At 34.0% G+C, this 25,571-nt stretch carries 26 protein-coding genes; 17 read left to right on the plus strand and 9 right to left on the minus strand.

The genetic code is table 11. The features are described from left to right. The first annotated feature begins 501 nt into the window (after window positions 1-501). The 4 genes from HF969_RS02195 to HF969_RS02210 all read left to right on the plus strand — a co-directional run bounded on the left by HF969_RS02195 (window position 502) and on the right by HF969_RS02210 (window position 3,710). Window positions 502-1,356 carry a MerR family transcriptional regulator gene (locus HF969_RS02195; protein ID WP_090289142.1) on the plus strand — a complete coding sequence of 285 codons (855 nt, stop codon included), beginning with the start codon at window positions 502-504 and terminating at the stop codon, window positions 1,354-1,356. Between the two features lie 143 nt (window positions 1,357-1,499). After that, window positions 1,500-1,829, plus strand: coding sequence for a PadR family transcriptional regulator (locus tag HF969_RS02200; protein WP_143406539.1), 330 nt, complete (start codon window positions 1,500-1,502; stop codon window positions 1,827-1,829). Beyond that, window positions 1,816-2,430 (plus strand): DUF2812 domain-containing protein, encoded by a 615-nt coding sequence (locus HF969_RS02205; RefSeq protein ID WP_090289143.1) that lies wholly within the window; start codon window positions 1,816-1,818, stop codon window positions 2,428-2,430. Before HF969_RS02200 ends, HF969_RS02205 begins: the two co-directional genes overlap by 14 nt. Window positions 2,431-2,930: 500 nt before the next feature. Beyond that, on the plus strand, window positions 2,931-3,710 hold the full coding sequence (locus tag HF969_RS02210) for a dimethylarginine dimethylaminohydrolase family protein (protein WP_090289144.1): 780 nt from the start codon (window positions 2,931-2,933) through the stop codon (window positions 3,708-3,710). A gap of 61 nt (window positions 3,711-3,771) precedes the next feature. On the opposite strand, the gene HF969_RS02215 is transcribed toward HF969_RS02210, so the two are convergent. Beyond that, the gene (locus tag HF969_RS02215; protein WP_168427136.1) at window positions 3,772-4,323 is read right to left on the minus strand and encodes a DUF421 domain-containing protein; all 552 of its coding nucleotides are present in this window, start codon (window positions 4,321-4,323) and stop codon (window positions 3,772-3,774) included. A 508-nt stretch (window positions 4,324-4,831) separates the two neighbouring features. Between HF969_RS02215 and HF969_RS02220 the strand changes: the two genes are divergently transcribed. Beyond that, window positions 4,832-5,155, plus strand: a complete 324-nt coding sequence (locus HF969_RS02220; protein WP_090289146.1) for a hypothetical protein — start codon at window positions 4,832-4,834, stop codon at window positions 5,153-5,155. Window positions 5,156-5,194: 39 nt separating this feature from the next. On the opposite strand, the gene HF969_RS02225 is transcribed toward HF969_RS02220, so the two are convergent. The 3 genes from HF969_RS02225 to dhaS all read right to left on the minus strand — a co-directional run bounded on the left by HF969_RS02225 (window position 5,195) and on the right by dhaS (window position 8,283). Next, window positions 5,195-5,824, minus strand: coding sequence for a phosphatase PAP2 family protein (locus HF969_RS02225; protein ID WP_090289147.1), 630 nt, complete (start codon window positions 5,822-5,824; stop codon window positions 5,195-5,197). 352 nt (window positions 5,825-6,176) lie between these two features. Continuing rightward, window positions 6,177-7,691, minus strand: a complete 1,515-nt coding sequence (gene glpK / locus HF969_RS02230) for a glycerol kinase GlpK (RefSeq protein ID WP_090289148.1) — start codon at window positions 7,689-7,691, stop codon at window positions 6,177-6,179. Between the two features lie 40 nt (window positions 7,692-7,731). After that, window positions 7,732-8,283 carry a dihydroxyacetone kinase transcriptional activator DhaS gene (dhaS, locus tag HF969_RS02235; RefSeq protein WP_090289149.1) on the minus strand — a complete coding sequence of 184 codons (552 nt, stop codon included), beginning with the start codon at window positions 8,281-8,283 and terminating at the stop codon, window positions 7,732-7,734. Between the two features lie 177 nt (window positions 8,284-8,460). Here dhaS and HF969_RS02240 point away from each other — a divergent pair, with 177 nt between their 5' ends. The 9 genes from HF969_RS02240 to HF969_RS02285 all read left to right on the plus strand — a co-directional run bounded on the left by HF969_RS02240 (window position 8,461) and on the right by HF969_RS02285 (window position 16,985). Continuing rightward, window positions 8,461-9,600: a glycerol dehydrogenase gene (locus tag HF969_RS02240; protein WP_090289150.1), complete on the plus strand. Its 1,140-nt coding sequence runs from the start codon at window positions 8,461-8,463 to the stop codon at window positions 9,598-9,600. 29 nt (window positions 9,601-9,629) lie between these two features. Then, on the plus strand, window positions 9,630-10,619 hold the full coding sequence (dhaK, locus tag HF969_RS02245) for a dihydroxyacetone kinase subunit DhaK (protein WP_090289403.1): 990 nt from the start codon (window positions 9,630-9,632) through the stop codon (window positions 10,617-10,619). Between the two features lie 36 nt (window positions 10,620-10,655). Further along, a complete protein-coding gene (gene dhaL, locus HF969_RS02250) occupies window positions 10,656-11,234 on the plus strand; it encodes a dihydroxyacetone kinase subunit DhaL (protein ID WP_090289151.1) in 579 nt (192 codons plus the stop codon). Next, window positions 11,234-11,608, plus strand: coding sequence for a dihydroxyacetone kinase phosphoryl donor subunit DhaM (dhaM, locus tag HF969_RS02255; RefSeq protein WP_090289152.1), 375 nt, complete (start codon window positions 11,234-11,236; stop codon window positions 11,606-11,608). Before dhaL ends, dhaM begins: the two co-directional genes overlap by 1 nt. Window positions 11,609-12,193: 585 nt before the next feature. Then, window positions 12,194-13,216, plus strand: coding sequence for a D-alanine--D-alanine ligase family protein (locus HF969_RS02260; protein WP_090289153.1), 1,023 nt, complete (start codon window positions 12,194-12,196; stop codon window positions 13,214-13,216). A 45-nt stretch (window positions 13,217-13,261) separates the two neighbouring features. Then, a complete protein-coding gene (locus tag HF969_RS02265; RefSeq protein ID WP_090289154.1) occupies window positions 13,262-14,650 on the plus strand; it encodes an aldehyde dehydrogenase in 1,389 nt (462 codons plus the stop codon). 159 nt (window positions 14,651-14,809) lie between these two features. Then, a complete protein-coding gene (locus tag HF969_RS02270) occupies window positions 14,810-15,547 on the plus strand; it encodes an SDR family NAD(P)-dependent oxidoreductase (RefSeq protein ID WP_090289155.1) in 738 nt (245 codons plus the stop codon). A 77-nt stretch (window positions 15,548-15,624) separates the two neighbouring features. Next, on the plus strand, window positions 15,625-16,239 hold the full coding sequence (locus tag HF969_RS02275; RefSeq protein ID WP_210727865.1) for a glutathione S-transferase family protein: 615 nt from the start codon (window positions 15,625-15,627) through the stop codon (window positions 16,237-16,239). A gap of 284 nt (window positions 16,240-16,523) precedes the next feature. After that, the gene (locus tag HF969_RS02285) at window positions 16,524-16,985 is read left to right on the plus strand and encodes a peroxiredoxin family protein (RefSeq protein WP_245694795.1); all 462 of its coding nucleotides are present in this window, start codon (window positions 16,524-16,526) and stop codon (window positions 16,983-16,985) included. 275 nt (window positions 16,986-17,260) lie between these two features. Here the strand turns inward: HF969_RS02285 and HF969_RS02290 are convergent, their stop codons facing one another. From HF969_RS02290 to HF969_RS02310, 5 genes are all read right to left on the minus strand, one after another. Further along, window positions 17,261-17,557 (minus strand): antibiotic biosynthesis monooxygenase family protein, encoded by a 297-nt coding sequence (locus HF969_RS02290; protein ID WP_090289158.1) that lies wholly within the window; start codon window positions 17,555-17,557, stop codon window positions 17,261-17,263. Window positions 17,558-17,642: 85 nt separating this feature from the next. Continuing rightward, the gene (locus HF969_RS02295) at window positions 17,643-17,951 is read right to left on the minus strand and encodes a hypothetical protein (protein ID WP_168427137.1); all 309 of its coding nucleotides are present in this window, start codon (window positions 17,949-17,951) and stop codon (window positions 17,643-17,645) included. Beyond that, window positions 17,932-18,987 carry a hypothetical protein gene (locus tag HF969_RS02300; protein WP_090289160.1) on the minus strand — a complete coding sequence of 352 codons (1,056 nt, stop codon included), beginning with the start codon at window positions 18,985-18,987 and terminating at the stop codon, window positions 17,932-17,934. The genes HF969_RS02295 and HF969_RS02300 overlap by 20 nt, the downstream gene beginning before the upstream one ends. Before the next feature lie 21 nt (window positions 18,988-19,008). Continuing rightward, on the minus strand, window positions 19,009-19,713 hold the full coding sequence (locus tag HF969_RS02305; RefSeq protein WP_090289161.1) for a hypothetical protein: 705 nt from the start codon (window positions 19,711-19,713) through the stop codon (window positions 19,009-19,011). Between the two features lie 67 nt (window positions 19,714-19,780). Next, on the minus strand, window positions 19,781-21,628 hold the full coding sequence (locus tag HF969_RS02310; RefSeq protein ID WP_090289162.1) for an alkaline phosphatase: 1,848 nt from the start codon (window positions 21,626-21,628) through the stop codon (window positions 19,781-19,783). Window positions 21,629-22,085: 457 nt separating this feature from the next. Here HF969_RS02310 and HF969_RS02315 point away from each other — a divergent pair, with 457 nt between their 5' ends. The 3 genes from HF969_RS02315 (at window position 22,086) to HF969_RS02325 (ending at window position 25,437) form a co-directional block, all read left to right on the plus strand. Then, complete coding sequence (locus tag HF969_RS02315) at window positions 22,086-22,736, plus strand: alpha/beta fold hydrolase (RefSeq protein WP_090289163.1); 651 nt, start codon at window positions 22,086-22,088, stop codon at window positions 22,734-22,736. A 79-nt stretch (window positions 22,737-22,815) separates the two neighbouring features. Then, window positions 22,816-23,667, plus strand: coding sequence for a DUF2268 domain-containing putative Zn-dependent protease (locus tag HF969_RS02320; protein ID WP_090289164.1), 852 nt, complete (start codon window positions 22,816-22,818; stop codon window positions 23,665-23,667). A gap of 432 nt (window positions 23,668-24,099) precedes the next feature. Further along, window positions 24,100-25,437, plus strand: a complete 1,338-nt coding sequence (locus HF969_RS02325; RefSeq protein WP_090289165.1) for a C1 family peptidase — start codon at window positions 24,100-24,102, stop codon at window positions 25,435-25,437. The last annotated feature ends 134 nt before the right edge of the window (window positions 25,438-25,571 follow it).

A 25,571-nucleotide genomic window follows, 5' to 3' on the forward strand; every position in this document is an offset into this window, starting at 1 on the left:
TTATATAAAATTTTTAAGGATTGTCAATATCTAAATGTTTGTTTAATAAGTGGAGATTATTCTAAAGATACATAATTTAAATAGTACCGCTAGCGATTGATAAAGCAGGAGAAAGCATTGTTAATATTAGGCTTTAACTTATTGCTTAAAAGAATTAAGTGAAAGAATAAAACAATACGAGTTTGATGAAGAAGTTTTGATCATTTAAGTTGTAAATTTATAGTAGAACTAACTAAAAATTATACTACCTCTATAATAGTAGTGGAGTTAGAAGCTACATAGTAGATGAAGGCGATGAGTAAACCTTATTAGGAGTTGTCTTTGAAGAAAAAATACATCCTTTATTATCTAGACTTGATGATGCTAAATGATATTGGAACATTCTTTATCAATAAAATCCCTAAACTACTTTAATATGGAAAAACTTAATGAGGTAAACTGAAAAAACTTTTGACCTGCCCCTTAGGATCCGTGATATCATTTAATTAAGGAGGGAGAATCATGTTGAGAAATGAAATTCAAAAGATAACAGGACTAACTAGAAAGGCTATTGAATATTATCAAGAAAAAGGGCTTATTCGTCCCCAACGATTAGAAAATGGATACCGTGATTATGATGACGAAGATTTAGAAGTATTAAATAAAATATCTGTTTATCGCAAATTAGGATTAAAGATTGAAGAAATAGAAGAAATTCTACATTCTGGAATAGATGCCTTGTCGGCTGTTTTGAGAAGGAAGGAATACGCGATGGAGATGGCTGGGCGAAAAAGACGGGTGTTGGATATGATCATTCAAGGAGTAGACAATCAAACCATTGCTGAACAATTAACATTAATTGAAAATGAACTAACCATTTACGATAGATTGACAATGGCTTTTCCTGGCTATATTGGTCAAATGCTATTTGTTGCCTACCAACCATTTTTAGATGAACCTATAAAAGAAGGAAAAGAGCACTATTTTCAGCAATACATATGTTTTTTAGATAACTTACCAGCATTTGAGTTAGAAGATAATGAATATAGGTATATCGAAAAATTAAGTTCCACTTGGTCTCTCGACCTATTAAAAGAGGTTAATTTTAATAAAATTCAAGCTGTTAATAATCCAGAGGAGTGGCTGCTTGAAAATCAAGAATTTATTACTGACTATCAAACATTTAAAGGAAGTTCAGACTATCTAAATAGCCCTTTAAATAAGATTCAAGAAAAGTTTGTTAATTTTCTACAAGATAACAATTATTATGAGCATGCCATACCTTTATTAAGAAGTTTTAGTCAGAGCTACGATAATTATTATAAAAAGTTAATACAAGCTAATAAAAAATTTTTAGAGATGAATCTTGATCAATAATTACGGGGCCATTCATATTTACCACCTGTCATCATGGCAGGTGGTTTTAACTATTAGTCAATGATTTCTATTGACAAGTCTACGCATAGTGATATACTACGTATAGCGATACACTACGAATAGTGATATATAGGAGGGGTTCAATGCGTGATAATGTTTCGAGCGGTGCTTTGACTGAGACTTCTTTACTTATTCTTTTGTCTCTCTTTAAGGAACTGCATGGGTATGGGATTAAACAATTGGTAGAAGAGAAGACTCAAGGAAGAGTCATTCTAGGTATGGGGACACTGTATGGGGCGATCAACAATATGGAGCAAAAAAGCTGGATTAAGCAAAGTTCTAAAGATGGTAATCGAATTAATTATTTGATTACTGAAGCTGGTAAGGCTCAAGTGTTAAGAGAAGAAGAAAGACTTAGGGAAGTAATTAGTTTAATAGAGGAATTAAAGGAGGATCATTATGAGAAAAATTAAATTTTTTGCAGACCCCATCAAGGATATTAAGATTTGGTTGAATCAAATGAGCGAGAAGGGCTATAAACTTGTTGCGTTACATCATTGTATTTATGATTTTGAAAAAACCAATCAACGTTATTATTATGAGACTCAGTATATTGGGGGCAATGCTTATGAGGCCAACCAAAAATATATTAGTATGTTAAAAGAAAGCAACAAAGAGCTTTATAGAACTCCCATCAATCAAGGGAATCTGACTCCTTTTAAATTTCGCTTGAGACCTTTTGCGGAAGGATCAGGAAAGTTTGCTAATACTTTTATGGATTATAATAAGGAAATTTTAATCATCGGATCTTTGGAAAAAGAAGAACTTTTTACGGACTATAGTGACATTGCCATTCAGTATAAGAAAAGTCGAAATGCTTATTTGCAAGGAGTGATTATGCTTTTGATTTTGTTTGCGATGAGTATTAAGAAAATAATAGAAAATAATGGATGGTCTGAAATTACTCTAGCTATCATAGCGGGATTATTTTTAGTGTATTTTTCCTATATTACTTTTAAAAATCACCAGAAATACAAAGACTATCTAAGTTGTTCACTAACACAAGAACGGTAGATAAATTTCAGATTACTGTATTTACTTTTATCAGCAGCTTTTTTTCAAAATTCTTATTTTCTAAATTGAGTAAAAGAAATTTATGAACTTTCAAACAGTTGATGATCATTCTTCTATTCAGCTGATCATTTATCTCTATCATACTCCTCCGAGACTATGTGTTAAGAATTGATATTGTAGTATTTATCGTTGATGATTTGTTTAAATCACTAGAAAAAAGGGTTTCTAAAAGTTAGAATAGTCAATGAAATAGGATTTCTAACAGTGTATACTGAATGTATAATCGTTTTCTATTTAATATTTCTTTATAAGCAGGCATATTAAAACATTGAAATGAAAAGATGCTTTGAAATGTGGAAGTTAAGATTGTTTAACAGTCGTGTCCTTTATTATTCTTTCGATTCTATTGTTGTTATGATAGCAATCAATATCATCATCTTGAAGTAAATATTAAGTCTTGAAGAATAATATTGAATCGATAAAATTAGGAGGTAATTTTAATGGTAAAATTTACTCACGCAATAGTTCGAACACCGAGTGCTTCAATGTTAGAAGGTATCACAACAGGCATGTTCAGTGATGACGTACCTGTCTACCAAGATGCTTTAATTCAACATGCGCACTATATCAGTGCAATAGAAGATTTAGGCATTAAAGTAACTGTTCTAGAACCTTTAGAGGAATATCCGGACTCTTGCTTTGTGGAAGATCCAGCCGTGGTTATGGAGGAGTGTGCCATTGTAACAAATTCACCTAAGGAATCGCGCAACGGCGAAAAGCATGAAATCATAAAGGCTCTCAAGGACTTTTATGATGAAGATCATATCTTTTATATTGAGGCACCCGGCACTATGGAGGGTGGCGATGTGATGTTAGTAGACAAGCACTTTTTTGTCGGTTTATCCGATCGGACGAATCAAGAAGGGGCAAAGCAGTTTGATCAAATTGTGCGTCAATTTGGCTATACCTCCTCAACGGTACCTGTGACAGAAGGCTTGCATTTAAAAGATTTTGTTATTTATTTGGAAAACAATAATATGCTGGTCAGTCCGGTCATGAACCAAGTTAACGAATTCCAAAACTACAATTGCTACGTGGTTGAACCAGAAGAATTGTATGCTATAAATAGCTTATATATAAATGGGACCATCCTTGTTCCAGAAGGTCACCCTAAAACTCAGACCCACATTGAAAGTTTGGGTTACCCTGTCAAAGTTATTAATACTGACGAATTTAAGAAGATAGACGGAAGCCTTACCTGTTTATCCTTGCGATTTTAAGAAAGTTAAATAAAAGACACCCACTCAATTTTTGAGTGGGTGTCTTTTATATGATTACGATCTATAAATAACGAGTGATTTCATGAGCGTATTCTTCACTTGCTGATTTAATGACGGAAAGATTGCCGTTTGATTCAAGCACGACCGCAAAAATTTGGTCCGAGGTGGTTTGACCTTGAGAGCGTATAGCAGCATAGACCTCATCTTTTGTTGCCCGATTTTTCCTGAGATTTTCTTCAACAAAAGTTCCCTTATAAAATAAGACAGAAGGTGCAGGATTAAGAAATCTAAAGAGTCCAACATTAAAACGAGTGAGGTAAGTGATTAAAAATTGTAAGGCCAGTAGTATGAGTACGCCAACTACACCATCCATAAAACTCACACTTTTTAAGATTATGGCTGAAGAAACCAGTGACCCGAGTGCCAAAGTAACTATATAATCATACATACTCAAATTAGTGATCGAGCGCTTGCCAGATATGTTCAAGACGATTATTAAAAAGAAGTAAAATAAAATACCGGAAATCACTACACGCCATATATCCTGATAGCTATTAAAAAGCAGATTAGGTTGATTCAATAGTTTTTCAATCTCAAATAATAAGTCCTTCATATAAGTTCCTTTCCAATGAAAAAAGTGGATCATAGACAGTAAGCAAGGTAAAAACTGAATAGAGTTTTCAATATACTAATTTAGTAGACTTGAATTTTTTTAAACTTAACAAAAAGGAGGAAAGGAAGTCAAGCCGGCTGATTGCCACCAAGTTTCTAGAAAGATGTATAAAGAAAATAGTTTTTATAAAACCAGGTAAATTTTTGAATGAGAATCAAAAGTGTACAAATGAATAATCAGATCCTTTAAATTAGTATTTTCAACTAATTATTCAAAGTGATATAATAGATATGAGATATAAAAAATTTAACAAACCTTCTAGGAGGGTGATAGTTGATTCTAAGGAGTTGAGAGCGAAAATTATTTTGAAGAAAAAAGGGCTTCGATTTATTATGACTTCAGTCATTATCAAGATTACATTTTACTTTTTAAAGAAATGAAACAGGTGGGAAAACAATTGTAGTTAAACAGTAATTGTCCTTTATTCAATGAGGTAAGGAGAGATAAAATGGAAAAAATATTAAATTATATTGGAGTTCATACGACATCAACTCACACTGAGCAAAGAGTCAATAAAAATGCAGGTCATATTCTTGGTTTATGCATTGCGTTTATCCCTTTAGGAATATTGACAATTATTTCTTTTAAGCAAGAGCTTAATCTCTATCCTATTTCTACTTTAATAGAAGGGTATTTAATAGGAACATTTGGCTATCGCGCCTTTAAATACTTCCAGAGAACCTCATTACTTGCATCGCTACCTTATATTGTATTCATCGTCTTTTTAATTTATCTATTCATGTTGCATTTTCAAAATGCAATTAACTTTTAATTTTAAAGCCAGCTCATAGAATTGAGCTGACTTTCTGTTTTATTCAATTACATTGTTAGTTAAGAGAAGTTTTTGTGCCAATATAACCCAAGCAAAACTAATGATCCAGCCACCTATAATATCTGAAGGATAATGGACCCCTAAGTAGATACGTGAATATCCAACGAAGAAAGTGTAAAGGATACCCACAGCCATTATTTTATAAAAATGTTTACTCTGCCAGAATAAAACAATTATCGCGAAGACCGCAGTCGAACTGATCATTGCATGTCCTGAGGGAAAGGAATAAAATTTTTCTTCAACTAACAGATTAATTAGATCAGGACGATTTCTTTGAAAGATCAGTTTCAAGAGGGTATTGATAATCATCGTTCCTGGTATGGTAACTAAAATGAACCGCATTTTATCAAATAGTTTCTGCCTATAGAGTTGATATACGATGAAAGCAAAAATGATTAGGACGGGTAGGGCACTAGAAGAATGCGTGATAAAAAGCATTATATGATCTAAGACAGGGCTGTGATGATTGCGTACCCAATTCTGAATTGTGGTATCAAAAGTAACTAGGTCATTTTCTTTGATTTCTAGACCTAAATGGACAAACAGCATGGAGAGTGCAGCAAAAAGAAAGTAAGCACTCGTTACTTTTCGAATGATTTTTTTGTTCATAGAAGGGGTCCTTTCTAAGTGGTTATATAATTTATTACTATACAAAATTTCAATAATGACAACAAGTAATTAAACTTTCTATACCTAATGCAAAGATTCTAAAATTATTAGAACCTTAATCATTTGTGTGAGTTTTTATTCTTATTTAAAAAAGGAGGAAGCTTTAGTTAATAAATCGAATCAGTCTATAAGGTATAGTCTTTTACATTAAATTTTAGGATTCACTCAAAAAACGACAGATAGAGAACCCTTAAAAAGGTATCTGATCTGTCGTTTTTAGATAGGTTACTTTAAATATAGATACGAGCGTTTCTTCACTTGGTATGAAATCCTTGTATACACATTAAAATTTTTATAAAAAGGAATCTTGATTTAACTGAGAATAATATCGAACAGTTTTAAGTGCATTGTGCCATCCTCTGAGCTTTTTAATTCGATCAATTTCAAGCATATTTGGATTGAAAACTTCGTTCTCGGATACTAAAGCTCTCAATTCATCTAAATCTTTCCAGTAATCGACAGCTAATCCAGCAAGATAAGCGGCACCTAAACCTGTTGTCTCTAAACGTTCAACACGAACAACTTTTTTATTAAGAATGTCTGCTTGAAATTGGATAAGTAAATTATTCTGAGCCACGCCACCATCGACATGTAAAACATCAAGCTCAATTTCCGTATCAGATTCCATTAAATCAATAATGTCATGGACTTGGTAAGCTAAAGATTCAAAAGTGGCAAGAATCAGCTCTCTTTTACTAGTATATTCATCCATTCCTAAAATAGCTCCTCTGACATTCGTTTCCCAATAAGGAGCTCCAATCCCTCTAAAAGTTGGGAGAGAATAGACGGAAGATTTTTGATTTGCCTCTAGGGCTAGCTCTTCCGAATCTTCAATCTTTTCAAACAATTCTAAACCATCCTTTAACCATTCAATGGCACTCCCAGAAATTAAAGCAGCCCCTTCTAAAGCATAATTAATTTGATCATCGATGGAATAAGCAATGGTTGTCAGTAACCGATGATTAGATAATTTTGCTTCGGAACCGGTATTCATAACGATAAAAGTTCCTTGACCATAAGTGCTTTTAACTTGTCCAGATTGAAAAGCAAGTTGACCAAATAAGGAAGCTTGCTGATTGCCAGCCACACCAGTAATTGGTATTTTTACTCCTTGGAAAAGATCACAATTTGTTTCTCCATAGTAATGAGAGCTAGGAAAAACATTTGGTAACATTGCTTTTGGAATATTAAAAAGCTTAAGTAATTGATTATCCCATTCTAAACTATGAATATTAAAGAGCATGGTTCTTGATGCATTAGTATGATCAGTGACATGTAACGCACCATTCGTTAATTTCCAAATAATCCAACTATCGATGGTTCCAAAAAGTAATTTTCCTCCTTCAGCTTTAATCTGTGCTCCTGAATAATGATCTAAAATCCAACGAATTTTACTGGCTGAGAAATAAGGGCTCATAACAAGTCCGGTGTTTTTATGAATATATTCTTCATTTTTACTGGATTTTAATTGATTAATCGTATCTAATGATTGGTTAGAACTCCAAACAATTGCATTATATATCGGCTCACCTGTTATCTTATCCCAAACAACAGTTGTTTCACGTTGATTGGTTAATCCAAGTGCTTTGATTTGAGAATAATTAATCCCAGATTTTTGAATAACTTCTTCAATCACATTACAAACAGTTTCCCAAATGACATTCGGATCGTGTTCTACCCATCCAGTGTGTGGACTAATTTGCTGGAATTTTTGACTCGCTGTTCCAATATAATTTCCTTTGCGATCAATAATAAAAGCGCGTGTTGTTGTCGTTCCTTGATCGATTGATAATATGTATTCTGCCATTACTTATCCCTTCCCTTTACCTTATGAAAATACTAAAGTGTTAATTAGTTTTTGTTCGATATTTTACAAGTTTAACGAGCATTGCATGGTAAATTTTACTGTTGGGTTCACAATTTTCTAAAACCCAATGATAGAGGCTTTCAGATAGACCATAGCTGTAAAAATCTATACCAGTTTTGATAATTTGCTTTTTACCTGATGAAAGAAACTGTTCTTTAAAATAATCTTCTACTAAATGTTGGATTATATTTTTAATCGAGTAAATAAAATATTCTTTAAAAGAATCCAGTTTTTCATTGATAAAGATTTTTCTATAATAGTTACTGTTTGATTCGAGATAAGTTAATAGCTGCCATAAAATTTCTTCCCAATTTTTCCAATCCCTTATTGATTGAATAGAATGGCAGAGCTCATGAGAAAAAATCCAAGTCACTAAATCATATTTATCATCAAAATGATCATAGAAAGTTTGGCGACGAAAATCTGCTTGTTTCATAATATCGGTGATTGAAATTTTATCAATCTCTTTTGTCATCGTTAGTTCTTGAAATGCAAGAGCAATGATCTCTTGTGTATCCGTTCTTTCTTTCATCCACGCAAACTCCCCTCATTATAAACAAAACAGTATTTGATAGTATAAGTATACGATAGACTCTATCTTAAACCAAACGGACAGATGATATTTTTTGTCTGTTGCAGTGATAGCGCTTACTTGTTACTATTTATTTAGTGGTGCAGAAAATGTTTAAATGACATAGGAGGAATTGCAATGAGAAAAGCTTTTATCAGTCCAAGTAAGTATGTACAAGGTGAAGACGAATTATTGAATTTAGGATTTTACATTAAGTCTTTGGGTGAATCTGCTCTTATTATAGGGAATAAAGCAGATATTGATCGAGTGCAAGATAAGTTGGATCAAACAGCTGAAAAATATAACGTTAAATTACATCGCGGAGATTTTGGTGGCGAAGCGACACGTGAAGAAGTCAAACGATTGAAAGAATTAGCAAAAGAAAGAGGAGCCGATGTTGTTGTAGGATTAGGGGGAGGAAAAGCAATCGATACATCCAAAGTTGTAGCGGATGGAAAGAATATTATTATTTGCCCTACGATTGCAGCTCAAGATGCACCAACTAGTCACTCCGCTGTCTTATATACAGCCGATCACCAATTTGATGATTATGCCTATTTTATTAAGAATCCAGATGTCGTTTTAATGGATACAACCGTCATTGCACAAGCACCAAGTCGATTTCTAGTAGCTGGTATGGGTGATTGTCTAGCTACTTATTATGAAGCACGAGCTACTCGTCAATCAAATTCGAATGTAAATGCTGGTTTACCAAATGGTTATCATACTGGAGATACAGGACCAGCTAAAGGAACAATCGCAGCTATGACTTTAGCTGAAAAAAGCTTAGAGGTTATTCTAGAAAAAGGGTACGACGCAAAAATAGCAGCTGATTATAATGTTGTGACACAAGCACTAGAAGATATAGTAGAAGCAAACACCTTATTGTCTGGTTTAGGCTTTGAATCGGGAGGTTTAGCAGCTGCTCATGCAATCTACAATGGTTTAACTGTTTTAGATGGGCCAGGAAATTATTACCATGGCGAACAAGTAGCTTTTACAACCCTTGTTCAATTAGTACTAGAAGATGCTCCGAAATCAGAAGTTGAAGAATTATTAGACTTTAGTCTTTCTGTTGGTTTACCAGTATCCTTAGCGGATTTAGATGTCCAAGAGGTTAATTACGAAGAAATTCTAAAAGTAGCTAAAAAAGCTTGTATCCCAGAAGAATCCATTCATTCAATGCCTTTCGAGATTACAGAGGAAGCTGTTGCAAATGCAATTATTGTAGCGGATGCGATGGGTCGCGATTATAAAGCAAGAAAACAAGAAAAATAAACTAAATAACAAGGTAGGAGTTTAATGTGATAAAAAAAATATTAAATAATCCAGAAAATAGTGTCGATGAGATGATTGATGGAGTGGTACAAAGTCATTCGAAATTGGTTAAACGAATTCCTGAAACTGGAATTATTCAACGATCTCTAGAAAAGACAGGGAAAGTGGCCATTATCTCAGGGGGAGGAAGTGGACATGAGCCTGCACATGCTGGATTTGTTGGAAAAGGAATGTTGTCAGCAGCTGTTTGTGGAGCAGTCTTTACTTCTCCAACCCCCGATCAAATTTTAGAAGCGATCAAAGCAGCGGATGAGGGTGCAGGTGTTTTTCTAGTCATTAAGAATTATTCAGGAGATATTATGAATTTCGAGATGGCTCAGGAACTAGCAGAGATGGAAGATATAAAAGTAGATAGCATCATCGTTGATGATGACATTGCTGTTGAAGATAGTCTCTACACACAAGGAAAACGTGGAGTAGCAGGAACGATCTTTGTTCATAAAATTTTAGGATATGCTGCTGAACAAGGCCAATCAATTGAAGAAATTAAAAAATTAGCAGAAGCTCTTGTTCCAAATATTAAAACGGTTGGAGTAGCATTAACAGGTGTTACTACACCTGGGAGTAATGAACCAAGTTTTACTTTAGCCGATGACGAAATCGAGTATGGAGTAGGAATACATGGTGAGCCTGGATATCGACGTGAAAAATTGCAGAGTTCACAAGGTTTATCCGAAGAATTACTGACAAAATTACTAAAAGAGTTTGATGCAAAAGCACAAGATCGTTTTGCAATTATCGTGAACGGATTAGGCGGAACGCCATTAATGGAGCAATATGTATTTGCAAATGATGTGCATAAGTCAATGAAAGAGCATGACTTAGTGATCGATTTTTCTAAAGTAGGCAATTTGATGACATCGTTAGAAATGCAAGGTTTATCTTTAACTCTGCTTCGTTTAAATGAAGCATTCTATCTTGAAGCCTTAGAAGCACCGGTTGATACCATTAGTTGGTAAGGCGAAATTCGAAAAATGAAAGGATGATTATTTTAAATGAATCTAGAGACTGGAATTCGTTGGATGGAATTATTCAATGAAAAAGTTCAAAATGAAAAAGAATATCTAACACAATTAGATACCCCTATTGGAGATAGTGACCATGGAAATAATATGTCTCGTGGTATGACTCATGTAATGAAAACGATTGAAGAGCAAAAACCAGAAACATTCAATGACTTACTTAAATTAATTACGACCAATTTGTTAAGTAAAGTTGGTGGAGCTTCAGGACCACTGTATGGTTCAGCATTTATGGGTATGATGAAAGCTGAATCAACAGCTGAGGATTGGGCAACTGTTTTAAAAGCTGGGTTAGAAAATATTCAAAAGCGTGGAAAAGCCGAAAAAGGCGACAAAACAATGGTTGATTTATGGATAGCTGTGGTAGAAGCGGTTGAAAAGGATCAATTAACCCACGAATTAATTGATGAGGCAGTGGAAGCGACCAAGCCTTTAAAAGCTAAAAAGGGACGAGCATCTTATGTGGGAGAGCGTTCTGTTGGTCATATTGACCCAGGTGCATATTCTTCAGGTTTATTATTCCACGCAATGCTAGAAGCGGAGGCAAAATAATGAAAAAAACAGGAATTGTGATTGTCTCACATGTCTATGAAATTGCTGAAGGAATTCACCGTTTATTACAACAAGTAGCAGCAGATGTTGATATTCAAGTCATAGGCGGAGTGGATCAAAAAGAAGTAGGGACAAGCTATGATACAGCATTAGAAGCTATCAATAATAATTCAGCTGAAAACATATTAGCTTTTTATGATTTGGGTAGTGCAAAGATGAATCTAGAAATGGCTATGGAAATGAGCGATAAAACGATCAAGATATACGATGTGCCAGTTGTAGAAGGAGCTTATACTGCTGCAACTTTGTTACAAGCTGGTGTCGACCAAGAAAGTATCGAGGCACAACTAGAAGAAATGCATATGGTAAAATAAAAGACAAAATCTTTTTATCACAATAAAATATTTTTAGTATTGCTGAACGTTTTATTGAGAATGCTACATACTTAGATAAAACACTTATAAATATCTGTAACTGATGTACAGCGCAAACCAAAACTCTAACTTTCCTAGATAGTATAGGAGAGTTAGAGCCCTTTTTATTCCTTTTAAAGCTCCAATTCTACCTTAATTTTTAATTTTTAATAATTTTTTATTTCATTGTTATTATTTCATTATCTTTTGTATTGATTCTGAGCCTAGTTGTTGTCACCTTGATTAAAGAATTAAACCATAAGCAAAAGGGAGATAGATTTAAACATTACGTCTGATTTGTAGGAAGTTTTTTTTATATTAAAATCAATGAGGCTTCTTAGTTGCCTCTTACATCCAACAAGAGTATGTTTTAAATAAAGTGAGAGGTTTAAGAAGAGATATGCTTATATTTTTGCATAATCGAAGTTTTTAACAATCTCTTCCAAAAGATAAATATAGCAGTCAAATTCTTTATAATATATAGTAAGAGTCATTTGATTACGTAAAAATTTATATTTTTAATATTTGAAAGTTGAGGGAGACTTTATGGATATTGTTGTTTTAGCTGGTGGGCTCAGTGATGAAAGAGATGTTTCGCTATCATCTGGTTCACAAATTTCTAATGCTTTAATTAAAAACGGGCATCGTGTATTACTTTTAGACTTGTATATTGGTATGAAAGATGTGCGAGAATTTGAAGAGGCTTACCGTTTATATGGTAAAAGTAAGTACACCTATCGAGTTCCTAAAAAAGCACCAGATTTACAAAAAATGATACGGGAAAATCAAAACCGAACGAATCAAATTGGAATGAACGTTATTTCAATTTGTCAATCGGCTGATATTGTTTTCCTTGGCTTGCACGGTGGAATAGGCGAGAATGGTGTTCTTCAAGCATTATTCGATTTGTATCAAATTAAATATACGGGTTCGGATTATAAAGGCAGTTTACTAGCCATGGATAAAATTGTTTCTAAAGAAATCATGGTAGCAAACAATATTCCAACTCCAGAATGGTGGGTAATTGAAGATTATGACGAAGTGAATATGGAAGCTCCAGCGGTTGTTAAGCCAAATGATAACGGATCAAGTATTGGTGTTGAGATTGTTGACGAACAATCGCAGCTTATGGCTTCGATTAATCAGGCGAAAAAATATTCTGACAAAATCTTAGTGGAAAAAAAGATTATAGGTCGCGAATTTTCGGTAGGTATATTAGGAAACCAAGCTCTTCCTGTAATAGAGTTAATACCTAAAGAGGGCTTTTACGACTATTCGAATAAATATCAAGCAGGGGCTACTGAAGAAATTACACCAGCAAACCTTCAACCTAATCTCAGCAAAAAAATGCAACAAATTGCCCTTAAGATTTTTCGTAAGCTTGATTTAAAAGTGTATGGCAGGGTAGATTTTTTAATGAATAGTGAAAATGATATTTATTGCATTGAAGTAAATTCATTGCCAGGTATGACTCCTACTAGTTTATTACCTCAAGAAGCTCTGGCTAAAGGTATATGTTATGAAGAACTATGTCAGCAAATCGTAGAACTCTCTTTAGAAAAGTATTAAATTAATTCTTTAAGTAAAATCAATATAAAGAAAGCGGGGATTCTAATGGCGGTTATTGAGCAAAAAATCGAACAATTACTAGCAGATCAACAGTCCTTTTTCAATAGTGGTGCAACACAATCGCATGCCTTTCGTATTCGGCAGATCGAAAATTTAGAAGAAGCTATTCACCATTATGAAAAAGAAATCCTTGAGGCCTTACAAAAAGACTTACATAAGAATGAAGTTGAAGCCTATTTAACTGAAATTAGTTTGGTTTACATGAGCATTAATAAGATTAAGAAAAAACTTTCACGCTGGATGCGACCTGTAAGAGTTCGTACGCCTTTACCTTTACAACCAGCTAAAAGTTACAAGGTACATGATCCTTATGGGGTAACGTGTATTATAGGTCCCTTCAATTATCCCTTTCAGTTAGTGATCGAACCTTTGATTGGAGCTATTATTGGAGGAAATACAGCGATTATCAAGCCGTCTGAAACAGCTATAAATACTGCAAGAGTTATAAAAAAAATCGTGAATATGGCTTTTAATCCTGCTTATATTTCGGTAGTTGAAGGAGGAAAAGAAACGGTAACCGCTCTTATCCATGCTCCGTTTGATTATATCTTCTTTACGGGAAGTGTAGCAGTAGGGAAGGTAATTGCTAAAGCTTGTGCAGAGCGTTTAACGCCTCATACCTTAGAATTAGGTGGTAAAAGTCCAGCGATTATAGATGAAACAGCTAATCTTTCAGTGGCCGCTAAACGAATTGCTTTCGGGAAATTTACGAACGCTGGACAAACTTGCGTGGCTCCTGATTACGTCTTGGTTCATCAATCAGTTCATAAGCAGTTTATTCAAGCATTACGTCAAACGATCCAACAATTTTATGGGAATTCCCCAAAAAACAGTAAAGATTATGGCAGAATAATCACTAGAGAATCCACTCAGCGACTCGCTTCTATCATTGAACAAGAAAGAGATAATATTATTTTAGGGGGACAGGTAAATGTCGAGGAGCGGTATGTTGCTCCAACCTTAATGGATGAAGTGAACTGGACAGATCCTTCGATGCAAGAGGAATTGTTTGGTCCCATCTTACCCATTATGGTTTATTCAGATATGCACGTCTTAATTCAAGAGATGAAGAAACGCCCTAAACCTTTAGCTGCGTATATTTTTAGTCAAAATAAAGAAGCGATTAATTATTTCACGATGAATCTATCCTTTGGTGGCGGCTGTATAAATGACACCATGCTTCATCTCGGTAATCCAAATTTGCCTTTTGGAGGAGTTGGACCATCTGGTAGGGGAGCTTATCATGGGTATGCTAGTTTTAAAGCATTTACCCATCAGAAATCAATGTTGAAGCGGTCAACTTGCTTTAACCCTCATTTAATGTTTCCACCTTACACAGATTTTAAACATAAAATTTTGAGAAAAATTCTATAATTTTTCTTTCCAATCTTATTAGAGCGTCTTTTCATTTTGTAAAAAATTTATATCGCCTTATTTGATGAGACTCTTTGTTGGCTTAAGTGTATAAAGAGGCGTACTATTGAGATAGTAGATGTTATAACTTGTTAAATATTAATACTAGGAGGTAATAAGTTGGAAAGATTAAAAGACAAAGTCATTATTATTACAGGTGGTGCTCAGGGAATGGGGAAGGTCCATGCTGAAGTAGCTTTAACCGAAGGTGCTATGGTAGTCATTACTGATATTAATGAAGAAAAAGGTAATGAGGTAGCGAAAGAACTTGGACAAAACATCTTATTTATTAAGCAAGATGTTACCAAAGAAGAAGACTGGAAAAAAGTCATTGATGCGACGATGGACAAGTGGGGAAAAATCGATGCCCTCGTTAATAACGCTGGCATAACTTATAATATGAAAATTGAAGACATCTCACTTGATGATTACATGAAAATTGTAAATATAAATCAAGTATCTGTTTTCTTAGGAATTAAAGCTGTCACTCCAATTATGAAGGAGCAAAAACAAGGCTCGATAATTAATATTTCTTCCATGAACGGTTTGATTGGTGGCGCTATTGGTTATACAGACACCAAGTTTGCTATTAGAGGAATGACTAAAGCGGCTGCTAGAGAATTATCACCTTATAATATTACGGTCAATTCGGTTCATCCAGGTGTAGTTCACACCCCAATGCTAGAACAACCTGGTGTTAAAGAAGCGGTAGATAAGTTTAAAGAGACCATTCCGATGCGTCGAGTAGCACAACCAGAAGAAGTATCTAATATGATCGTCTTTTTAGCTTCAGATGAAGCAAGATATTCTACGGGTTCAGAGTTTGTAATTGATGGTGGCGTAACTGCTTCTCTTTAAGAATAGCTAGTCATATCAATCGGTTAAAGGTAATCAAAATATTTGGTTAAATTTTTATAAAAGGAAGGTTTGATAAAATGTTGAAGTTATACTATGCACCGGGCACTTGTTCCTTGGCTTGTTGGATTGCGTTAGAATGGTCTGGATTAGAGTATGAAACAGTTCGAGTAAACTACAATGATCCAGAATATCGTAAAATTAACCCTTTAGGCATGGTACCAGCCCTTGAAATTGGCGCTGACCGTCCGATGACACAAGCCGGAGCTATTTTGCAATATATTGCTAATTTAGTACCGGAGAAAGATTTAGGAGCAAATGAAGGTTTGGAAAATATCTTTGAATTCGATGAGACTGCATTATTCCTTTCAGCTGATATTCACCCATCATTTTGGCCATTCTTTAACCCACAACGTTATACCATTTCAGAAAACTCTGATACTATCGAGATGGCTAGGAAATCTGCGCCCGCTCGTATTGACGCAAACTTCAAGCATCTTGATGATATTATTGGTGACAGCAACCATCTTTATCAAAACAAACGAACTGTTCTTGATGCATTAGCATTCATTTTTGCAACTTGGACTAAGAATTTAGAAAAAACATATAAAGATTATCCAAATGTTAAACGAATGGTGGAGCATCTTAAAGAAGATCCAGCTGTTCAAAAAGTTCTGACTGAATCTAATGAATAGGATAAAAGTGTTAAAATAAATTAATTTTGAGAGACATGAATTTTTATTCATGTCTTTATTAATATCTCTATATTTATATAATTGTTTTTGCAAATGCTTAAACCTAATAAGTAATGAGTGGTATCATATAAGTATCAACTATTTAAAGCGGTTTTATTTAATTAGGTATATGAAGTTAATGATTTAAGATTAATAACTCAACTAATTTACCTATTTAATAAAGTTGAATGATAATTAATTTTAAATAGTATATCTTTTAATCAATGAACGGAAGGAATGATTTTATGGCAAGTATTGAAGTCAATAAAAAAGCACCAGACTTTGAATTAGAGGATTTCGAAGGAAAAACAGTTAAGCTGTCAGATTTTAAAGGAAGTAAAAATGTAATGCTTGTATTAAACAGAGGTTTTGTATGACCTTTCTGCCGCAAGCACATGATGCAGTTGCATAAAGATTATAACATGTTTGAAGAGAGGGATACCGCTATTGTTGTCATTGGTCCTGAAGGAAATGAAAAATTTGCCGAGTATTGGAAAGAAAATGAATTAGAATTTTATGGGCTACCAGACCCGAACCATTCCGTTTTAAAATTATATGGTCAAGAAGTGAATTTATTTAAAATGGGTCGCATGCCAGCCCAAATGCTAGTGGATAAAAATGGAAAATTGCGCTTTATCCATTATGGCCATTCAATGAAGGATATCCCTGAAAATAGTGAGATGTTAGAATTGATTGATAGCTTATAATAGGGGAAATCAAGTCATTAAAAATGCTACACATTAATTCTAAATTTGATGTGTAGCTTTTTTTCATTTAACTTAATTGAGAAGATAGATATTCAAATTGCAAAAAACGACTCGCCAAATTTTTTAACAAGATTTATTTCAAACAGTAGATTAAAATTTAGTGGTAGAAATTATTTTTGAAGAGATCATTCTTTAAGATTTTGAATGAATGGTTTTTCCAGAGTAAAAAAAGCGAGGAACCGTATGGTTCTCGCTTTTTTGAGTAAATAGTATTTTTACTTAGGCATTTTTTCATCCTTTAGAATTTGAAGCTTATGTGATTCTATTGATTCGATATGATCTTTATCAGGATCTCCTAACTTTTTACGCTCTTCTGAATTTTCCCAATTTTCCCAATCTTCTTTTGATTTCCATGAACCTAAAACGACAATTAAGTCTTCTTCAATTCCTTTACTTACTGAAAGGTTGATGAAGCCGGGTTGTTTAGTAATTAATTCTCGGTTCGATAATTTATTGATGATGTTTTCTGCTTTTCCTGCTTTTGGTATGATGTGTTGCATGATTAAAAACATTTATATCATCTCCTTTAACTTTAGAGTATCAACTTTTTGTTTATGTTACAAGAGATATGCTTTTAAGAGATGTAAGTAAATTCTATCAACGATTGCCACGACGATCTGAATCATGCGGGTCAGTGATCTTCGTTTCTGACAATGTATTTTCTAAATTTCTACAGGCATGATTCTTCTGGTTTAATTTGTTTCGAAGGTGGTTTGGATCATGCGGGTCAGCGATCTTCGTTTCTGAGACAATTTCTTTCGGACCTTTAGAAGCAAGATCATCCTGTTTCAGTTTGTTGCGGAAGTTATCCGGATCATGCGGGTCATTACGAAATTCGTCTTTTTCTTTATCCATAGTGAAGCTCCTCTCATGTGTCATGAATTTACTAATTCGTCTGCCATTCATGCGCAGAATAGCTTCCATTAGTATTTTCAATTTCATCTGCAACAAATAATTTTTCTCCGTCATAGAAATATAAGATTTGGTCATTAATTAATAGGGCAAATGTATTTTCATTTTTACTGTCTTTATTAACTAGACTAGGATCGATCAGTTCAAATTTAGTGTCGGCAGGAAAACTGGCGTTGGTCTTCAAATGCATCGCTTGAATGACTTGAACAAAGTCATTACTATTTTTAAATTGAAGCTTAAAATCATTATAATCATCAAGATAGTGATCAAAAGCTTCTTGAAGAATTTCATATGTTTTCTGTTCAACTAGGAAAGCATCTTCATTTTTAAAACGTGTAGCTTTTAATACGATTCTATTTTCTTGTTCATCATCTAGACCAATCAAATGGTTTACATCGATCACAATTTCATCATTTATTATATAAAGACCAACGTTTTGATAAACTCTGGCATCTTGATAGTTTTCACGAAGATCATAAGCCATTGATTGATAAGGATATAAGCTTTCGGGTTTGCCATGATTATTTAAAAATACAACAGGTGACAAGGTCTTACGAACTAAGCCTGACCCTAAGCCACCTTCAAAATCTTTGAGACCTCCTGTCAAGATAACGAGGTCTTGATATGGAGCGGGTATAGATTCAATTGTTTCATTCTCATTTACGTAGAAACGAATGCTTTCTTTACCATCTCGTTTGGAAAAGTAGTGGGCCAAATTAAATAGTCCATTTTCTTCGATTGAGACAATAATGTGTAAATTTAGATCTAATGGAGGAACTTCGACTTGAGCCTTATAAAAACCAACATATTGTTTAATTCTATCTGGGGCTTGATATAGACTATCGTCAGGATTAAGAATTTTATTAGGAATAAAATTAGCCTTAATGTGATGTCCTTCATGGTGACCGTCTACTTTCATATGATGTGTTTCTTTAACCTCAGCTTCTGGTTGTGCGAAAGTGTCGTGTGGAAAAAGTAGATTGAGGGTTAAGACAGTTAAAAGCAATAAAGAAATATGTATTTTTTTCATTTTATCACAACCTATCAGCGTTTAATTGGGGGTAATTCCATCAATATATTCATAGGTATTTCCATGATTATCAACTAATTGTCCAGACTGTTGCACAAAAGAAAAAATTTCTTCACCGAATAATTGGACGGTCCAATTATCGTTATTTACAGTTACGGTTGGGCAGGAAATAGTGAAATAATTATAATCATTTTTTTCGGTATACGAAATATCAGGAACCGTTTGATTGATCAAGTCTAAGATGTTTCTTTGAGTCATTTCAGGTGTTATCTGATCTACAATGGCTAGATAAACTTCTTTTAAGTCAATTGGAAGATTATTTTCTTTCTTATATCTTTCTTGAACAGATGTAGAATAATCCTTAAGGTCTGGATAAGGGTAAGCGTTAAATTCGAATAACCATTCTATAAATGCTTGATCAATGGTGTCTTCGTGATGGTCTTCGTTTGATATAATATCTTTTTCCACATGTTGCTGTTCATTATCATAGTTATATTCATGGTCATGTCCATGATCATGATGAGTATATCTCGACTCATCTTTTATATAGATAACTAATTGATTTTCTTGAAAAAGCAACCCTTCGATACCGCTTGCTTCAGGGGCTAGATAGTATCCGCTGAAAGGTAATTCTTTCATGCTTGAGCTTTCAGCTTTAACAAGAGAATAAGGTGAGAGTAGGGAAATAAACAAAAGGAAACTTGCTAAAATAGATTTAAGTTGCATAAGATTCTCCTTAAAGAATAAAAGCACAGCCTTATCTTAGCTGTGCTTTTTGTGACAAATGTATTAATTATTCAGCAGAGCTTTCTGTAGTTTCTTCAGAGGTTTCTTCAGATGAATCCTCTTCTGAAGTATTATCAGTAGTTTCTTCACTTGATTCAGCTTCAGTACTTTCTTCGGAAGATTCTTCTTCTTCAACTGTTTCATCTGCAACAGAAGTTTCTTTTGTTTCTTCTTCACTTGCTCCAGTTACTTTCTTTGTTACTTCTAAAGGTGCGATCTTAGTGTCGCCGCCTTCATATAAGCCCATAGCTGCTAAGATCTTGTAAGCAATATCTGTATTTTCGAAGTTGCCTTCAAACATGGCAGCACCAGCACCGATTGCAAATACTGGAACTTTCTCAGGTGAGTGGTCAACAGTTGTGAATGCTAAACCAGCTTTACGTGCTAATAGACGTGTAGCAGCGATGGATAATGGTTCATATGCATGGTAGCCTTTGATAATATCTGCTTGCCCCAGATTACGTTCTTCATATGGTTTCATTGTTTGTTCGAAAGCATAACGTAATTCTGCTAATTCATAAGGTGTTACTAACATTAAGTCTTTGGCTTCTTCTTCACCTTCTTCAGCAGCTTTCTCGACTTCGCCAGCAGTCTTTACAACTTCTTCTGCTTCTAGGTCAAAGATAAATCCGAAGTTTTCTTCTAGTAACGGAACAGCATCTTCAAAAGTCATTTCTGGGTTTTCTTCTTTGGCTTTAGCAAAGATTACATCAAATTGTTCTTGAGAAACTTTTTGGTTGTCTAATAAGTGGAAGTAAGAGTTATAGCCTGTTTCTGAGTTTCCGATAGAGAAGCCGCCTGTAGGATGGTCAGCTGTAACAACGATTAAAGTTTCTTCCGGATGTTCATAGTAGAAATCAATTGCTTCTTGGATAGAGTCTTGGAAGTCAATAACTTCTTTAATAGTTGTTGCTGCATCGTTTGCGTGCTCTGCCCAGTCAATCTTACCAGATTCTGTCATCATGAAGAATCCTTCTTCATTAGCGCTTAAGACTTCAATTCCTTTAGAAACCATATCTGCTAATGTAGGTTCACCTTCTTGACGGTCAATCGCATATTTCATAGAAGAACCATCTAATTCAGAAAGAACAGATGCAGGTGCATAAACTTTCTCTGTGTCAGCAGTAATAGTATCAAATTCTTCTTGAGTATCGGCTACCATATATCCTTTTTCTTCTAAAACTTCGTATAAGTCTTTTTGATCATCTTCAGCACCTGTACGCTTTCCAAGAGAACCACCTGCAAAATATTCAAAGTTTGAAGCAGCCATTTGTTCACCGATTTCGTAATAATTTCTACGGTGTTCAACGTTTGAATAGAAGGCAGCAGGAGTAGCGTGATTTAAAGTTACTGTAGAAAGGATACCAACAGCTTTACCTTGAGCTTGAGCTTTTTCAGCAATTGATTCTGTTTGTTCAGTAAACCCAGGGGTTAAACCAATAACGTTTGAATCAATCTTCACGCCGTTTCCAAAAGCAGTAGCAGTACCAGCAGAGTCTGGAACATAGTGATCAGCATCTGTCGGATTTTGCAAACCAACAACAGGGAATTTAGCGAAATTTAACGGTTGAGCTACTGCCTGTCCGTTACCTTCATCACCGTTATCTGGGCCTAAGTAGTATTCAGCAGCTGAAACAGGGATATTACCCATGCCATCTCCGATGAATAAGAAGACGTATTTAGCTTGGCTTTCAGAGATTAGAGATAAATCTTCAGTTAAAGGACGGCCTTCTTCTAAAGTTGCTACTGGGAGTTCAGACCATTGACCTTCTTCTTGTTTAGCAGAAGCCATTGTAGGGGCACATACTGACATTAATACAGAAGCACATAATGATAGAATTACTGTTTTTTTCATTTGCTCAATCCTTCTTTATAATTTATTGATGATTTATTCATCTAGATATAACATAGCAAAGCATTGTAAATTTTCAGTAAATTCTAAGTAAAAGTAAGGTAAATTTAAAAAAAATATAAAAGAAATAACTTCAAGTTACATAAATGAAAACACGACTGTTGCGACAAGAGGACTGAGATGAATAACGGTATATCAATAAGCGATTAGACCAACACAAATGATAATAACTACGGTACAAATAAGAAAAAAACAGTAACTATTACTATGTTAAAATGTAACTATTATTATTTGATTATAAGTTGAGTTAAAGTCCTCATAAATTTATGATTTTTATCCATTGAGCAAGTTTATGGAACATTCAAAAATACTTTGAAAGTAGTCTTAGTATAGCTGTATAATTGATTTATGTATTTAACCACTTTAACAATCTGTTTTTTATAAGATTAAGGAGAGCAATATGTTGGAAGAATGTATCTATTTTATTAATGGTTTTGGTGGCATAAAGGAAGATAGTGAAAATTTTTTGAAATTATTGTCTAACAAAGGATTACGAGTAAATTATCTCTATTTACCCGGACATGAAGAGGCCTTTAATGACAAGGTAGTAGCTAAAGAAGATCTGATTAACTTTTATAAGGAGACTATCGGGGAGAAACCATCTATTATAATAGGGCATTCTATCGGAGGTGAAATAGCTGCTTTTCTAGCTACACATTTAAGTAATATTTCTAAAGTCATTTTACTTGATGGAGGGATTATCTCAAGTGAAGATTTTGGAGTATCACTGGAAGATGAACTGATCAATGCAAAGCAAATCTTATCTAGTGGTAATTATAAATATATGAACGAGGAGAGTGCTTTGAATCTTTTGATTCTTAATCATTCGATTCAGTTATCGATTACTAGTAAAGCATATAAAACACCTACATTGCTTCTGATTAGTGATCTTCAAGAGGTTTTACCGACCAAGCTAAAAAGATCTAAAAATTTAAATGATAATATAAGCATGAAAATTATCGAAAACACGAGTCATGCTATCTATCAAGACCAACCTGAAAAAATAGCTGAAGAAATTGCTGGTTGGCTGAATAAGACTAATCCTAAATAGCTTAAATTATCCTGGTCTTTATTTGGCAATGATCAGATCTATAGGGTGTGCTGACATAGTTAATAAGAGGAGATTTGGTATGGAAATCATTAATACGACCGCTGAAGTTGATCAATTATTTGTAAATGGACAGTTTCAATTCAATTTATGGAAAGAATATATTGATAAATGGCTACCCAACCATCAGGATTTATTTATTGATGACGTCAAAAGACTGCATGCTAGTGGAAAGTTTAGCTTTGAAAAAGATTTTTTACCAATTATAAATAGGGCTTTTTCAGAAAGCAAAAAGCGGCTCAAAGTAGTAGACTCATTTAGGCAAGTAACTGGGGGGTTAAATAAAAAAGTTATTCAAGCATTTGGCAAAGAGCTAGATGTTACAATTATGCTTTATTTAGGTTTATGTAATGGGGCAGGTTGGGTAGTAGAACTGGACAGAAAAACTTATATTCTATTGGGAATTGAAAAAATTATCGAGTTAGATTGGATGAGTAAAGACCGTATGTATGGACTTATTTATCATGAATTAGGGCATGTCTATCATCAACAATATGGTAATTTTGACCAATTTGAGCAAGGTGAAAACTATTTTTTATGGTTACTCTTTACCGAAGGAATTGCAATGTATTTTGAGCAAGTATTAGTAGGAAATTTGAATTATTTTCATCAAGATTCTAATGGATGGTTAGAATGGTGCGATCTTCACTTAGCTACTATCAAGAAAGATTTTCATCATGATATAAGCAAGATGACTACCGATAATCAAATTTACTTTGGTGACTGGGTGAGCTATCGAGGTAGACCCGATTGTGGTTATTATTTAGGAGCGCGCTTTGTTCAATTTATTTGTTCGAGGTATCATTTTAATCAAGTGATTCAATTTGATCTAGATCAAGTAAAGGCATTGTGGCTTGAATTTCTTCGCTTATAGAAAGAGAGTTATGTAAATAAATTCGGTTATAAAAGATATAACAAAAAAGGTAATTTAGATTAACCTAAAAAAACATTGAAATTAATCTAATGTTAGTATATGATATTATTAAAGAAGAACTCTTAGTTTAGTTTTTCTTATATTAAAAATGCTGTGTCAATCAGCCTAAGTAATTATTCTACCTATTGAGAGCAAGACCATTCTAGTGAAATTTACATAGAATGCATTGCTATTGAGGACAGCTCTAATAGGACTAGTTCGTTCATTCATAATTTCTATCAAAGGAAGTGATGTCACTATAAGATATTTAGGTGAAGAGCGGCTAGGATAATAGGGTAATATTATCCAAAGCAATTCAGCCGTTTAAATAAATTTTAAATTCCAATTCATTTGGAAAAATCATAAAAATGTTGCAAAAGAAAGGAAATGACTATGACAATTAATCAAGAACTAATACAATCATTCAAAACAAAATATCAAACAGAACCTATCAACCATTCAGTAGAAAATGCTGTAGCAAAAGTTGGATTCAATCAATCTTCATTTAACAATGAGGCTGTAAAAGACCATTCGTTTGTTTTCTCTGATGAAACAAAACGAGGTAAGATTACTGATCAGAAGAAAAGCGGTCGTTGTTGGATGTTTGCTGCCTTAAATGGCGCGCGTGTGAATGCAATGGAAGAGTTGAACTTAGAAACTTTTGAATTTTCGCAAAATTATACTCTATTCTGGGATAAGTTAGAAAAATCAAACTTCTTCTTGGATTCTATCATTGAAACGGCAGATGAACCTTTAAATTCACGCGTGGTTCAACACTTATTGCAAGCACCGGTCGAAGATGGTGGACAATGGGATATGTTCACAGCTTTACTGCAAAAGTATGGTTCAGTTCCTAAATCGGTAATGCCAGAAACTTACCATTCTTCTAATACTTATGAAATGGTATCAATAATTACTAAACGTTTAAGAGCTTTTGCTAAAGAATTAAGAACAGCTTATCAAAATAAGGCTTCAAAAGAAGACTTAAAGGCAATGAAAGAAGATATGTTGTACGTTATTTACAACATCTTAGTTAAAGCGTTGGGTCAGGTTCCAGAAAAATTCTCATACAGTTACCGTGACAAGGATGGAAAATATCACCGGATTGAAGACATCACACCACAAGATTTCTTTAATAAATATGTAGGTTGGGACTTGGAAGGCCAAATCAGTGTAATCAATGCACCGACTGAAGATAAGCCTTTCGGACGCGCATTCACCGTCAAATATTTAGCTTCCGTAGCTGAAGGCCACCCGATTACATACATTAATGCTCCAATTGAAGTGCTCAAAGACTCTGCGATCGCTTCAATCAAAGATGGCAAGCCAGTTTGGTTCGGTTGTGATGTTGGTAAGATGAGTGATCGTGAATTGGGTATTATGGATAAAGACTTATATGATTATGAAGCCATCTTAACTGAAGCGCCTCAATTAAATAAGGCTGAGCGCTTAGATTATGGTGAGAGTTTATTAACTCATGCCATGCTTTTAGTGGGTGTAGACTTAGATGCGGATGGCAAACCAGTTAATTGGAAAGTTGAAAATAGCTGGGGTGAAAAATCTGGCGATAAGGGTATTTTCTCAATGAGTGATGATTGGTTTGATGAATATAATTACCAAGTGACAGTTGATAAGAAATACCTTGACCAGAAATGGTTAGAAGCCTTAGATCAACCAATTATTGAATTGGAACCATGGGATCCAATGGGGTCATTGGCAAATTTAAAATAAATTTTTATTAGTTTATATGATCACTAAACATACCCTCTAATTTCATTAAATTTTTTAATAGAGACCTCTGCTGAAACTATGTTTTAAGCAGAGGTCTTTTTTTTATAGAAGACTTTTTGTATGAAAACTTGACC

Source organism: Facklamia miroungae, from assembly GCF_012396555.1.
Taxonomy (GTDB): domain Bacteria; phylum Bacillota; class Bacilli; order Lactobacillales; family Aerococcaceae; genus Facklamia; species Facklamia miroungae.